The sequence below is a fragment of the Azorhizophilus paspali genome (assembly GCF_043587585.2).
GTDB classification, from domain to species: Bacteria; Pseudomonadota; Gammaproteobacteria; order Pseudomonadales; family Pseudomonadaceae; genus Azotobacter; species Azotobacter paspali.
Window position 1 is genome coordinate 3,739,889 of record NZ_CP171449.1, and the last position, 12,228, is coordinate 3,752,116.

Annotated in this window: 12 protein-coding genes; 3 read left to right on the forward strand and 9 right to left on the reverse strand. The window is 66.2% G+C overall.

Annotated elements, in window-relative coordinates; all coding sequences use genetic code 11:
• Positions 1-20: 20 nt before the first annotated feature.
• Positions 21-875 (forward strand): KPN_02809 family neutral zinc metallopeptidase, encoded by an 855-nt coding sequence (gene ypfJ / locus ACGI6K_RS18060; protein ID WP_376948965.1) that lies wholly within the window; start codon positions 21-23, stop codon positions 873-875.
• An 8-nt stretch (positions 876-883) separates the two neighbouring features.
• Here the strand turns inward: ypfJ and ACGI6K_RS18065 are convergent, their stop codons facing one another.
• The 3 genes from ACGI6K_RS18065 to ACGI6K_RS18075 all read right to left on the reverse strand — a co-directional run bounded on the left by ACGI6K_RS18065 (position 884) and on the right by ACGI6K_RS18075 (position 3,224).
• The gene (locus tag ACGI6K_RS18065; protein WP_376948967.1) at positions 884-1,480 is read right to left on the reverse strand and encodes an HAD family hydrolase; all 597 of its coding nucleotides are present in this window, start codon (positions 1,478-1,480) and stop codon (positions 884-886) included.
• Entirely contained in the window at positions 1,477-2,349 is an 873-nt protein-coding gene (gene tesB / locus ACGI6K_RS18070) for an acyl-CoA thioesterase II (protein WP_376948969.1), read from the reverse strand. Before tesB ends, ACGI6K_RS18065 begins: the two co-directional genes overlap by 4 nt.
• A gap of 98 nt (positions 2,350-2,447) precedes the next feature.
• Positions 2,448-3,224, reverse strand: coding sequence for a ferredoxin--NADP reductase (locus tag ACGI6K_RS18075; protein WP_376948971.1), 777 nt, complete (start codon positions 3,222-3,224; stop codon positions 2,448-2,450).
• Between the two features lie 141 nt (positions 3,225-3,365).
• On the opposite strand from ACGI6K_RS18075, the gene ACGI6K_RS18080 reads away from it, so the two are divergent.
• A complete protein-coding gene (locus ACGI6K_RS18080) occupies positions 3,366-4,490 on the forward strand; it encodes a methyltransferase (RefSeq protein WP_376948973.1) in 1,125 nt (374 codons plus the stop codon).
• A 588-nt stretch (positions 4,491-5,078) separates the two neighbouring features.
• Positions 5,079-7,352 (forward strand): YgiQ family radical SAM protein, encoded by a 2,274-nt coding sequence (locus ACGI6K_RS18085; protein WP_376948975.1) that lies wholly within the window; start codon positions 5,079-5,081, stop codon positions 7,350-7,352.
• Position 7,353: 1 nt separating this feature from the next.
• On the opposite strand, the gene ACGI6K_RS18090 is transcribed toward ACGI6K_RS18085, so the two are convergent.
• The 6 genes from ACGI6K_RS18090 to rpsF all read right to left on the reverse strand — a co-directional run bounded on the left by ACGI6K_RS18090 (position 7,354) and on the right by rpsF (position 12,201).
• Entirely contained in the window at positions 7,354-8,562 is a 1,209-nt protein-coding gene (locus ACGI6K_RS18090; protein ID WP_376948977.1) for an MFS transporter, read from the reverse strand.
• Positions 8,563-8,634: 72 nt separating this feature from the next.
• Positions 8,635-10,026: a replicative DNA helicase gene (gene dnaB, locus ACGI6K_RS18095; RefSeq protein ID WP_376948979.1), complete on the reverse strand. Its 1,392-nt coding sequence runs from the start codon at positions 10,024-10,026 to the stop codon at positions 8,635-8,637.
• Positions 10,027-10,137: 111 nt separating this feature from the next.
• Positions 10,138-10,584 (reverse strand): 50S ribosomal protein L9, encoded by a 447-nt coding sequence (gene rplI, locus ACGI6K_RS18100; RefSeq protein ID WP_376948981.1) that lies wholly within the window; start codon positions 10,582-10,584, stop codon positions 10,138-10,140.
• A 21-nt stretch (positions 10,585-10,605) separates the two neighbouring features.
• Positions 10,606-11,496: a hypothetical protein gene (locus ACGI6K_RS18105; protein ID WP_376948983.1), complete on the reverse strand. Its 891-nt coding sequence runs from the start codon at positions 11,494-11,496 to the stop codon at positions 10,606-10,608.
• A gap of 35 nt (positions 11,497-11,531) precedes the next feature.
• Positions 11,532-11,762, reverse strand: coding sequence for a 30S ribosomal protein S18 (rpsR, locus tag ACGI6K_RS18110; protein WP_012699436.1), 231 nt, complete (start codon positions 11,760-11,762; stop codon positions 11,532-11,534).
• A 28-nt stretch (positions 11,763-11,790) separates the two neighbouring features.
• The gene (rpsF, locus tag ACGI6K_RS18115; protein ID WP_376948986.1) at positions 11,791-12,201 is read right to left on the reverse strand and encodes a 30S ribosomal protein S6; all 411 of its coding nucleotides are present in this window, start codon (positions 12,199-12,201) and stop codon (positions 11,791-11,793) included.
• Positions 12,202-12,228: the final 27 nt, after the last annotated feature.

The following is a 12,228-nucleotide window of genomic DNA, read 5'->3' on the forward strand; positions in this document are numbered from 1 at the left end:
GACTCGGAGAGAGTACCGCCATGCGCTGGAAACGAGCTCGACGCAGCGACAACGTGGTGGACGCGCGTAGCGGCGGCATGCGCGTCGGCGGCAAGGGACTCGGCCTCGGCGGCATTGCGTTGGTGGTGATCGTCGGCCTGCTGATGGGCCAGGACCCGGGGCAGATCCTCACCGAATTGACCAGCCAGAGTTCGCCCGGCACGGGACAGAGCGGCGCACCGCCCGCCAACGACGAACAGGCCGAATTCGTCCGCGCCGTGCTCGGCGACACCGAAGACACGTGGCGCCAGTTGTTCCAGCAGGCCGGGCGCCAATACCGGGAGCCAACCCTGGTACTGTTCAGCCAGGGCGTGAATTCCGCCTGCGGCTTCGCCAGCCAGGCGGTCGGCCCCTTCTACTGCCCGGCCGATCAGCGGGTCTACCTGGATCTGGCGTTCTTCCGCGAACTGGCTCAGCGCTTCGGCGCTTCCGGCGACTTCGCCCAGGCCTACGTGATCGCCCACGAAGTCGGCCATCACGTACAGACCCTGCTCGGTGTCTCCGTTCAGGTGAATGCCGCCCGCCAGCGCGGCGAGCGCATGGAGGGCGCCAACGGCCTACTGGTGCGCCAGGAACTGCAGGCCGATTGCCTGGCCGGGGTCTGGGCCCACCATGCTCAGCGGCGCCTGGACTGGTTGGAGCCCGGCGATCTGGAAGAGGCCCTGAACGCCGCCAATGCCATCGGCGACGACCGCCTGCAGCGCCACGGTCGTGGTCAGGTGGTGCCCGACTCCTTCACCCACGGCACCTCGGAACAGCGGGTGCGTTGGTTCCGGATGGGCTTCGAGAACGGCGAAAGCGGACGCTGCAACACCTTCCAGACCAGCCGGCTGTGACCGGGACTTCACTCGCCGCACAGTTGCTCCAGCAGTTCGAAACAGTCGCGCACCTGCCAGTCGGTCAGTTCGGGCCAGGGATTTTCCGTCGGGCGAATCAGCACGGCGTACGCCCCCGCGCCACGCGCGCACTCCAGATCGTTGCGGTAATCGCCGACCATCACCAGCTCCGCGGGCGCCACGCCCCAGGCCGCGGCCAGTTGCAACAGGCCGCCGGGATGCGGCTTGGGCGGTGCCTCGTCGCGACCGACGATATCCACACCGGCGAAGCAGTCGGCTAGGCCGATCGCCGCCAGGGTAAGCAGCGCCAATTCGTGGGCGTTGCGCGTCAGTAGGCCGAGGCGGCAGCCGCGCCGGCACAGCGTGCGCACCAATTCGACCGCGCCGGCGGCCGGACGCGCCCCCAGGGCCAGGGTGCGCTCGTGTTCAAGCAGCCAGGCCCGCTTGGCCAGCGCCTGCTCCGCCGGCAGGGTCGCCAGGTGGTGGAGGATGTCGTCCTCCGGGGGGATCTCCAGGGCGCGGCGGATGGCAGCGAAATCATGGACGGCGACGGTCAGGGTACCGTCCATGTCGAATACCCAGTGGCGGGCGGCGGCGAACCTCACTGCAAGTCCTCGCGCAGGCGGATCAGCCCCTCCTGGGCCATGGAGGCGACCAGTCGGCCATCGCGGTCGAACACATGGCCACGGGCGAAGCCGCGGGCGTTGGCGGCCCAGGGACTTTCCACCGCGAACAGCAGCCAGTCGTCCAGGCGCAGATCGCCATGAAACCACAGGGCATGGTCGAGGCTGGCCACCTGCATGAAGCGCTGGAACACCGACACCCCGTGCGGCTGCAGCACCGTGTTCAACAGGGAGAAATCCGAGGCGTAGGCAAGCAGGTAACGGTGCAGGTGCGGATCGTCCGGCAGGCGTCCGTCGGCGCGGAACCAGGCGTAGCGGATAGGCTCGCAGGGCTCGGGGGAGAAGGAGTTGACCTGGGTCACCGGACGGATCTCGATCGGCTTGGTGCTGATCGCCCAGTCGTGAATGCGCGCCGGCAACCGGTCGGCGACCTGCCGCGCCAGCTCGGTTTCCGAAAGCAGCCCCTCCGGCCCCGGCACCTCGGGTATCGTCGGCCGCTGGTGTTCGAGCCCCTGCTCTCCGGCCTGGAAGGAGGCGGCGCAAGTGAAGATCGGCCGCCCCTTCTGGATCGCGGTGACCCGCCTCGCGCTGAAGCTCTTGCCGTCGCGCAGCGGGTCGACTTCGTAGAGCACCGGCAAGCTGGCATCGCCGGGGCGCAGGAAGTAGCCGTGCAGCGAATGCACCTGGCGGCCGGGCTCGACCGTCTGGCTGGCGGCCGATACCGCCTGACCAAGCACCTGTCCGCCGAACAACTGGCGCAGGCCGAGGTCCTCGCTGCGGCCGCGGAATAGGTTTTCCTCGATGGGCTCGAGGCTCAACAAAGCGATCAGGTTGTCCAGAATCTCCGTCATCTGATCTATCCCTCACCCAAGACTTGCCGGCGGCCGGACGGCCGCCCTGAGGATACGACTCTGCCAGCGGCCGCCGCCCAGGCCAAGAGGTACATCCACTACCAGTAGTTTTCCACCGCCACCTGTCCCGGCTTGCGGCTCAGGCTGAGCTGCAGGCCGCGCGCCTTGAGCAGTTCCCGGCAGTCCTTGATCATCTGCGGGTTGCCGCAGAGCATGAGCCGCGAATATGCCGGATCGAGCGCCAGACCGGCTGCGTGCTCCAGCTCGCCGTTGTCGAGCAGCGTGGTGATGCGCCCGTGCAGGGTCCCAGGCACGGCCTCGCGGGTCACCAGTGGCAGATATTGCAGCCGCGCCCGGCCACCCGGTGGCTGCATGCGCGCCGGCAGTTCGCCGATCTGCCCGCGGTAGGCCAGTTCTCCCTGGGTGCGCACGCTGTGCACCAGCAGAATGCGCTCGAACCGCTGCCAGACCTCCGGCTCGCGCAGGATCGACAGAAAAGGCCCGAGCCCGGTGCCGGTAGCCAGCAGCCACAGATCACGGCCGTCCGGGAAGCGGTCGAGAGTGAGGAAGCCATAGGGCTGACGCTCGACGAGCAACGCATCGCCAGGCCCGAGGCGGCATAGCTCGCTGGTGAAGTCGCCGCCCGGCACCACCACGGAGAAGAACTCCAGGTAGTCGTCGGCCGGCGCCGAGACCATCGAATAGGCGCGCCAGACGGTACCGCCGTCGGCCTTGCACAGGCCGAGACGGGCGAACTGGCCGGCACGGAAACGGAACTCCAGCGGGCGCGTACAACGCAGGCTGAACAGGGTGTCTGTCCAGGGCCAAACCTCGAGCAGCGTCTGCCGGGTGAACTTGTCTTCGCTGGCGGTCATACTTCGCTCCTCATTCGCCGCGGATCTCCGGGCGAAAGCCATGACAATATCCGGGCCGGTGCTCGCGGCCGGAGCGGTACGACCGCCCGGCGCGAATGCCGGCCTCTTCTTTGGTATAGGACAAACGCCCTTTTCTCCGCCATGCCCATTCTCGATACTCCGTTCGCCCGTCTCGAGCTGCAGCGCCAGCCAGCGCGGCGCGACGATCCCCTGCTGGCCTTCGATGCCGCCGACGAGTACCTGCTGCGGCATCTGCACGCGCAAGGCCTGCCCGCGGAAACGCGGGTCCTCGTGCTCAACGACGCCTTCGGCGCGCTGGCCTGTTCCCTGGCCAGCCATGCCAGGGTGACCAGCAGCGGCGACTCCCATCTGGGCCGGCTCGCCCTGAGCGACAATCTGCAACGTAACGGCCTGGCGGCGGAAGCGGTAGCCTTCGTGCCGGCCAGCGCGGTTGCCGAGGGTCCCTTCGAGCAGGTGCTGATCCGCGTGCCCAAGACCCTGGCTCTGCTCGAAGAACAACTGATCCGCCTGCACGGCCAGTTGGCACCGGGCGCCCAGGTGATCGCCGCGGCCATGCTCAAGCACCTGCCGCGCGCCGCGGGCGACCTGCTGGAGCGCTACGTCGGCCCGGTGCAGGCCTCGCTGGCGGAGAAGAAGGCACGCCTGCTGTTCGCCACGCCGGAGCCGAAGCCGGCGCCGCGCTCGCCCTACCCGACCCGTTACCGCCTCGACCGGCCGCCCGTCGAGCTGCTCAACCACGCCAACGTATTCTGCCGCGAAGGGCTGGACATCGGTACCCGCGCCTTTCTTTCCCATCTGCCCGGCAACCTCGGCAGCGCGCGGGTCGCCGATCTCGGCTGCGGCAACGGGGTGCTGGCCATCGCCTGCGCGCTGGCCAATCCCGAAGCGCGGCTGACGCTGGTCGACGAATCCTATATGGCCGTGCAATCGGCTACGGAGAATTGGCGCGCAGCGCTTGGCGAACGCCCGGTGGAAATCCGCGCCGCCGACGGCCTGGCCGGACAGGCCGAGCGCTCCCTGGAGGCGGTGCTGTGCAACCCGCCGTTCCACCAGCAGCAGGTGGTCGGCGACTTTCTGGCCTGGCGCATGTTCCAGCAGGCACGCGCGGCACTGGTGCCGGACGGCGCCCTGTGGATCGTCGGCAACCGCCACCTGGGCTATCACGTTAAGCTCAAAAAGCTGTTCTCTTGGGTTGAGCAGGTGGGAGCGACACCCAAGTTCGTCATCCTCAAGGCGATTCGCTGAACAAGAAACAAGCGATACCCGCCAAGGCCCGTCCCTGGCGGGCTCGCGCCATTCTTGCGCAGCTTATCCACAGCCTGCTCCACAGTTACGCTGGACAACCCCATGGCCTCCTAGACGACGTCGGAGCCGTGCGGCGACCACCCTCTACGCTAGGAAAACCGCCTGTTCCGATCCATTTTACGGTCTTCCCGCGCACTTTTCTCCCAGGCCCCGCCAGAAACCGCGAGCGTTCCCGCATGGAAAACTTGTTCCCAGGTTTATCCACAGCCCCTTCCACAGAGTTCGGGAAAATATCCGCACGATTTTCAAGCTCTTTCCCATCATTCGCATCAGGTCTTACATCTGGAACAGATTCGCCGGTACACCGCAGGCGTACCGGCGTCCCATTTCCCTTGCCCTAGGCGTCCTCTCGTCTCCAGGTTCGAGCAGCGTCGCCCACGGCGCGGCAATGCGGGTGAGCATGCGGATACCTTATCCAGAGCAGTCGGGCCGAGTCAGTAGTCCACCATAACCAATTGTTTTACTCGGTCTTTTGCTCATTTTTTGTGCTATATTGCGCGCCCTCCGCAATCCCCGCCGGTCACCGCCATGTACGCAGCCAAGCCGCTCTTCGACTATCCCAAATATTGGGCCGAGTGCTTCGCGCCGGCGCCCTTCCTGCCGATGAGCAGGGAGGAGATGGAGCGGCTCGGCTGGGATTCCTGCGACATTGTCATCGTCACCGGTGACGCCTACGTGGATCACCCGTCCTTCGGCATGGCGATCATCGGCCGCCTGCTGGAAGCCCAGGGTTTCCGGGTCGGCATCATCAGTCAGCCGGACTGGCGTTCGAAAGACGATTTCATGAGGCTCGGCAAGCCGAATCTGTTCTTCGGGATCGCCGCCGGCAACATGGATTCGATGATCAACCGCTATACCGCCGACCGGAAGATCCGCTCCGACGACGCCTACACCCCCGGCGGCCTCGCCGGCAAACGCCCGGATCGCGCCACCCTGGTCTATAGCCAGCGTTGCAAGGAGGCCTGGAACGAGGTACCAGTGGTGCTCGGCGGCATCGAGGCCTCGCTGCGCCGCATCGCCCACTACGACTACTGGCAGGACAAGGTGCGCCGTTCGATCCTGATGGACGCCACCGCCGACCTGCTGCTGTTCGGCAACGCCGAGCGCGCCGTGGTGGAAGTGGCCCACCGGCTGGCCGCCGGGGAACGCATCGAGTCGCTCACCGACATCCGCGGCAGCGCTTTCGTCCGCCGCGACACGCCGGAAGGCTGGTTCGAGATCGACTCCACGCGCATCGACCGTCCCGGCAAGATCGACAAGATCGTCAACCCCTACGTCAACACTCAGGATCTCGAAGCCTGCGCCCTCGAACGAGCCAGGGGCGAGCCGGACGATCCGCAGGCGGCGCAGCCGGTCGAGCTGCTGCCGCATCCGAAGCTGAGCCGCGAACGCACGGTGGTACGCCTGCCGTCCTTCGAGAAGCTGCGCAACGATCCGGTGCTCTACGCCCACGCCAGCCGCGTGCTGCACCAGGAGACCAACCCCGGCAACGCCCGCGCCCTGGTGCAGCGCCACGACAGCCTGGACGTCTGGCTCAACCCGCCGCCGATCCCGCTCACCACCGAGGAAATGGACTACGTATTCGGCCTGCCCTACGCCCGCGTGCCGCACCCGACCTACGGCGGCGAGCGCATCCCGGCCTACGAGATGATCCGCTTCTCGGTGAACATCATGCGCGGCTGCTTCGGCGGCTGCACCTTCTGCTCGATCACCGAGCACGAAGGGCGGATCATCCAGAACCGCTCGGAAGAGTCGATCCTGCGCGAGATCGAGGAGATCCGCGACCGGGTGCCGGGTTTCACCGGGGTGATCTCCGACCTCGGCGGGCCGACCGCCAACATGTACCGCCTCGCCTGCAAGAGCCGCAGGATCGAAGCCGCCTGCCGCAAGCCATCCTGCGTCTGGCCGGGCATCTGCGACAACCTGAACACCGACCATTCGGCGCTGATCCACCTGTACCGTTCGGCCCGCGACCTGCCGGGGGTGAAGAAGATCCTGATCGCCTCGGGGCTGCGCTACGACCTCGCCGTGGAGTCGCCGGAGTACGTCAGGGAACTGGTCACCCACCACGTCGGCGGCTACCTGAAGATTGCCCCGGAACATACTGAACAGGGTCCGTTGTCGAAGATGATGAAGCCGGGCATCGGCAGCTACGACCGCTTCAAGAAGCTGTTCGACAAGTACTCGAAGGAGGCGGGCAAGGAGCAGTACCTGATCCCCTACTTCATCGCCGCGCATCCGGGTACCAGCGACGAGGACATGATGAACCTCGCCCTGTGGCTCAAGCGCAACGATTTCCGCGCCGATCAGGTACAGGCCTTCTACCCCTCGCCGATGGCCACGGCGACGGCCATGTACCACTCCGGGCGCGACCCGCTGCACAAGGTCACCTACAAGAGCGACGCGGTGACCATCGTCAAGAGCGAACGCCAGCGCCGCCTGCACAAGGCCTTTCTGCGCTGGCACGATCCGCAGAACTGGCCGCTGCTGCGCGAGGCGCTGAAGGAAATGGGCCGCAGCGACCTGATCGGCAACGGCAAGCAGCAGTTGATCCCGGCCCACCAGCCGCAGAGCGACGGCTACCACAGCGCACGGCGCAAGAACTCCACTCCGACCGCCGGCAAGAAGAGCGGAAAACCCTTGCTCACCCAGCACACCGGCCTGCCGCCGCCGGGGCAGGACGGCAATCCCTGGGACAAGCGCGAACGGGCCAAGGCCGCCGCCGAGGCACGGCGCAAGGCCGGCCAGGGCAAGCCGGCGAAAGGCGGCAAGCCCGGCAAGCGCCCGCCGACGCCGCGCTGATTCACGCCGCCCTGGCCCATCCGTCCCAGGCCAGCAGTCCCAAAACCGCCAGCATGGCGAAGGCGGCACCGCCGAAGAAGGTGACGGCAGCGCCGAACTGCTGCCACAGAATGCCAGCGATCACGCTGGCCGCCAGCAGCGCCAAGCCGCCGAGCAGATTGAAGAAGCCGAAGGCGGTACCGCGCAGCGACAGCGGCGCGCTGTCGGCCACCAGCTTGGCCAGGAGGCCCTGGCTAAAGGCCATATGCAGCCCCCACAGGGCGGCGCCGACGAAGGCCAGCCAGGGACCGTCGGCAGCGGCCAGCAGCAGATCGGCAAAGATCAGCAACGCCAGGCTGACCAGCAGCAGTCGACGCGCATCGAGACGGTCGGCGGCCTGGCCGGCCGGATAGGCGCACAAGGCATAGAACAGGTTCATCGCCACCAGCGCCAGCGGCACCAGACCGATTGGCACTCCCACGTCTTCGGCACGCAGGATCAGAAAGGCCTCGCTGAAGCGCGCCAAGGTGAACACCGCGCCGATGCCCGCCACCCACCAGTAGGCCCGACCCAACCGAGGTACGTCGCCCAGGTGCAGCGGTGGCCGGGCGTCGCTTTCCACGGGCGCCGGCTCCTGCACACAGCGAAGCAGCAGGACCACGGTGAGGAAGGCCGGGATCACCGCCACCCACATCACCGCCTTGATGTCGTTGGCGAACCAGGCCATGAACAGCAGCGCCAGCAACGGGCCGATCACCGCGCCTAGGGAGTCGAGCGCCTGGCGCAGTCCGTAGGCCGCACCGCGCAGCGCCGGCGTCACCAGATCGGCGATCAGCGCATCGCGCGGGGCGCCGCGGATGCCCTTGCCGACGCGGTCGGCGAAGCGCGCGGCGAATACCCAGTCGATGCTCGTCGCCAGGGGAAATAGCGGCTTGCTGAAGGCCGCCAGGGCGTAGCCGAACACCACCAGCCGCTTGCGCCGCCCCAGGTAGTCGCTGAACGCGCCGGAGAATACCTTGGCAAAGGCCGCGGTGGCCTCGGCCACGCCCTCGACGATGCCCACCGTCACCAGCGAGGTACCGAGCACGCCAACCATGAACAGCGGCAGCAGGCTGTGGATCAGCTCGGAGGAGATATCCATGAGCATCGAGCCGAAGCCCAGCGCCCAGACACCCGCCGGCAGGGCACGCAGGCCGGCGGTAAGGGAGAAAGGACGCCCCGGAGCAGCCATGTCTGGCCTCCCTGTGCAGAATCTGACGCCTTGCTTGACGCTAATCCGCGCGGGCAGGCCTGTCCAGTGCGCTCACTCGTCGAACTGGTAGCTGCCCGGCGCCAGGTTCTCGAAGCGCGAGTACTTGCCGAGGAAAGCCAGCCGGGTGGTGCCGATCGGGCCGTTGCGCTGCTTGCCGATGATGATTTCGGCGACCCCCTTGAACTCCGTTTCCGGGTGATAGACCTCATCGCGATAGACGAACATGATGACGTCGGCATCCTGCTCAATGGCTCCGGATTCGCGCAGGTCGGAGTTCACAGGACGCTTGTTGGGACGCTGCTCCAGGGAGCGGTTGAGCTGCGAGAGCGCAATCACCGGGCAGTTGAACTCCTTGGCCAGCGCCTTCAGCGAACGGGAGATCTCGGAAATCTCGTTGACCCGGTTGTCGCTGCCGGAACCGGGAATCTGCATCAATTGCAGGTAGTCGACCATGATCATGGCGATCTCGCCGTGCTCGCGGGCCAGGCGCCGGGTACGCGCGCGCATTTCCGCCGGGCTGATGCCAGCGGTGTCGTCGATGAACAGCTTGCGCTCGTTGAGCAGGTTGACCGCCGAGGTCAGGCGCGGCCAGTCGTCGTCGTCCAGACGGCCGGCGCGCACCTTGGTCTGGTCGATGCGCCCGAGCGAGGCGAGCATACGGATCACGATAGACTCGGCGGGCATTTCCAGGGAATACACCACCACCGCCTTGTCGCTGCGCAGCACGGCGTTTTCTACCAAGTTCATGGCAAAGGTGGTCTTGCCCATGGACGGACGCCCGGCGACGATGACCAGATCGGCCGGCTGCAGGCCGCTGGTCTGCTCGTCCAGGTCGGTAAAGCCGGTGGACAGACCGGTGATCGCATCGCCGGAGTTGAACAGCGAGTCGATGCGGTCGATGGCCTTGACCAGGATGTCGTTGATCGCCATCGGCCCGCCGGTCTTGGGCCGCGCCTCGGCGATCTGGAAGATCAGCCGCTCGGCCTCGTCGAGGATCTCGTCGCCGGTGCGGCCCTGGGGCGCATAGGCGCTGTCGGCGATCCGATTGCTGGTGGCGATCAACTGACGCAAGGTGGCGCGCTCGCGGACGATCTGCGCATAGGCCTTGATATTGGCCACCGAGGGCGTGTTCTTGGCCAGCTCCCCCAGATAGGCCAGGCCGCCGACCTGCTCCAGGTGCCCCTCCTTATCCAGTTGTTCAGACAGGGTGACTACGTCGAACGGCATGTTGCGCTCGGCCAGTACGGTGATGGCGCGGAAGATCATGCGGTGGTCGTGGCGATAGAAGTCGCCGTCGGACACCTGGTCGAGCACCCGCTCCCAGGTGTTGTTGTCCAGCATCAAGCCGCCCAGCACGGCCTGCTCGGCCTCGATGGAATGCGGCGGCACCTTGAGGGCGGCGGTTTCCAGGTCGTATTGCTCGGGGGGACTGATGTCGTTCATGGCTGACAAGAATTCCGGGAGTGCAGAAAGACATCGGGCACGCTCCGCGTGGCGGAGCGTGCCCGATGTTAGGCGTCCGGCGGCCAAGCCGCCAGACGGAGCGGCGCTTGCTTAGCCGCCGACCACGACCAGGCGGATGCTGGCCTCGACGTCGGTGTGCAGATGCAGGGCCACGTCGTATTCGCCGGTTTGGCGAATGGTGCCGTTGGGTAGGCGCACTTCGCTCTTCGTCACGCCCAGACCGGCGGCGGTCAGGGCATCGGCGATATCGGCGGTGCCGATGGAGCCGAACAGCTTGCCTTCATCGCCGGCGGTAGCGGTGATGGTGATTTCCAGCTCGTTCAATTGGGCCGCGCGAGATTCGGCGGAGGACCTCTTCTCGGCCGCCAGGCGCTCCAGCTCGACACGACGGGCTTCGAACGCCGCGACGTTCTCGGCGGTGGCCGCGGTGGCCTTGCCCTGCGGCAGCAGGAAGTTGCGCGCGTAACCGCTCTTTACATTCACCTTGTCGCCCAGGTTGCCCAGGTTGGTGATCTTTTCCAGCAGGATGACTTCCATTTGAGTCTTACCTCTTAACTTTTAACCTTCACCGTTCGCAGCTCCGGAACCACCCTTGGGCGTCTGGCGACCGCGAAAATCAATCAGACTGTCGACGATGGCCAAAACCATCAGCAACGGATAGGTCAACTGCATAAACAGCAGCAGCGTCACGTACAGCCCCACCAGCCAGAACCGCCCCAGTCGCCCCTGCGCCACCAGCCCATGTATCAAAGCTATGCCGGCGAAGACCAGCGGTACGCTGCACAGCGGCGCCAGCATAGCCATTTGGATGCCCAGGCTGGGAGCGAGCAGCATGCCCACCAGCAATGCCAGGGCCCAAGGCCCAGGCAGACGCAGCGCGCGGAACTCGCTGGCAAAGCCGCTCGGGTTGTACAGCAGGCTCTGCCAGTAGCGGCCGAGCACCAAGGCGAGCAGACTGACGATCTGCAGCAGCGCCGCCAGCATGCCGGTCAGCACGGGTACCAGCAGAACCCCCAGGCGCGTCTGCTCGTCCGCCGAGAGCGGAGTGGCCGACTGGAGCAGTTGGGGCATGAGCTGCCGCAACTCGCCGGCCATGGCCTCGATGGGCGTGCGGAACACCTCCCCCAGCACCAGGGCATAGGCCAGGCCGATCAGCACGCTGCTCATCAGCACCAGCCGCCAAGACACGCTGCTACGCAGCAGTTGGGCCAACCCCAGGGTGCCGAGCAGCAACAGCAGGGTGCGCGGCTCGCCGAAGTACCACCAGGCCACTCCCGGCAGCAGGGCCAGGGCGACGATGCCGAAGGCATCGCCCAGGCCGCGGCGCAGAAGCACCAGACTGCCTGCCGCCGCACTCAGCCAGAACAGCAGCGGCAGAGCGGCGCAGCCGACAACCACGAGGCCGGCCTGCATGCGACCACGCATGATGAACTCGGCCAGGACGCGCATGCGATTCTATCCCTTGCTTCGTCGACCGCCCGTCATCAGCGGCCGTGACTGTCGGTGTAGGGCAGCAGGGCCAGGTAGCGGGCACGCTTGATGGCGGTGGCCAACTGACGCTGATAACGGGCCTTGGTGCCGGTGATACGGCTAGGAACGATTTTGCCGGTTTCGGAGATATAGGCCTTCAGGGTGTTGAGATCCTTGAAGTCGATCTCCTTCACGCCTTCGGCGGTGAAGCGGCAGAACTTGCGACGACGGAAGAAACGTGCCATGGGAATTGCTCCTCAATAGATCCGGGAATTACTCGTCAGCCTTGTCGCTGTCGCCATCGAGGCCTTCGTGGCCACCGTGCTCGGGACGTTCGCGACGCTCGCGCCGCTCGCTGCGGTTTTCTTCGGCCTTGAGCATCTCGGACTGGCCGGTAATGGCTTCGTCGCGACGGATGACCAGGTTGCGGATGACGGCGTCGTTGTAGCGGAAGTTGTCTTCCAGCTCGCTCAGAGCCTTGCCGCTGCACTCGACGTTCATTAGCACGTAGTGGGCTTTGTGCACGTTGTTGATGGCATAGGCCAACTGGCGACGGCCCCAGTCTTCCAGACGATGGATCTTGCCGCCGTCTTCTTCGATCAGCTTGGTGTAGCGTTCCACCATGCCGCCGACCTGCTCGCTCTGATCCGGATGGACCAGGAAAATGATTTCGTAATGACGCATAGATGCTCCTTACGGATTGCAGCCTGC

What these genes read in the sequence shown, in the direction of transcription:
- rpsR (WP_012699436.1), bottom strand. Translation starts at nt 11,762, where the DNA reads ATGGCACGTTTCTTCCGTCGTCGCAAGTTCTGCCGCTTCACCGCCGAA.
- dnaB (WP_376948979.1), bottom strand. Translation starts at nt 10,026, where the DNA reads ATGAACGACATCAGTCCCCCCGAGCAATACGACCTGGAAACCGCCGCC.
- ypfJ (WP_376948965.1), top strand. Translation starts at nt 21, where the DNA reads ATGCGCTGGAAACGAGCTCGACGCAGCGACAACGTGGTGGACGCGCGT.
- tesB (WP_376948969.1), bottom strand. Translation starts at nt 2,349, where the DNA reads ATGACGGAGATTCTGGACAACCTGATCGCTTTGTTGAGCCTCGAGCCC.
- ACGI6K_RS18090 (WP_376948977.1), bottom strand. Translation starts at nt 8,562, where the DNA reads ATGGCTGCTCCGGGGCGTCCTTTCTCCCTTACCGCCGGCCTGCGTGCC.
- rplI (WP_376948981.1), bottom strand. Translation starts at nt 10,584, where the DNA reads ATGGAAGTCATCCTGCTGGAAAAGATCACCAACCTGGGCAACCTGGGC.
- ACGI6K_RS18085 (WP_376948975.1), top strand. Translation starts at nt 5,079, where the DNA reads ATGTACGCAGCCAAGCCGCTCTTCGACTATCCCAAATATTGGGCCGAG.
- ACGI6K_RS18080 (WP_376948973.1), top strand. Translation starts at nt 3,366, where the DNA reads ATGCCCATTCTCGATACTCCGTTCGCCCGTCTCGAGCTGCAGCGCCAG.
- rpsF (WP_376948986.1), bottom strand. Translation starts at nt 12,201, where the DNA reads ATGCGTCATTACGAAATCATTTTCCTGGTCCATCCGGATCAGAGCGAG.
- ACGI6K_RS18075 (WP_376948971.1), bottom strand. Translation starts at nt 3,224, where the DNA reads ATGACCGCCAGCGAAGACAAGTTCACCCGGCAGACGCTGCTCGAGGTT.
- ACGI6K_RS18105 (WP_376948983.1), bottom strand. Translation starts at nt 11,496, where the DNA reads ATGCGCGTCCTGGCCGAGTTCATCATGCGTGGTCGCATGCAGGCCGGC.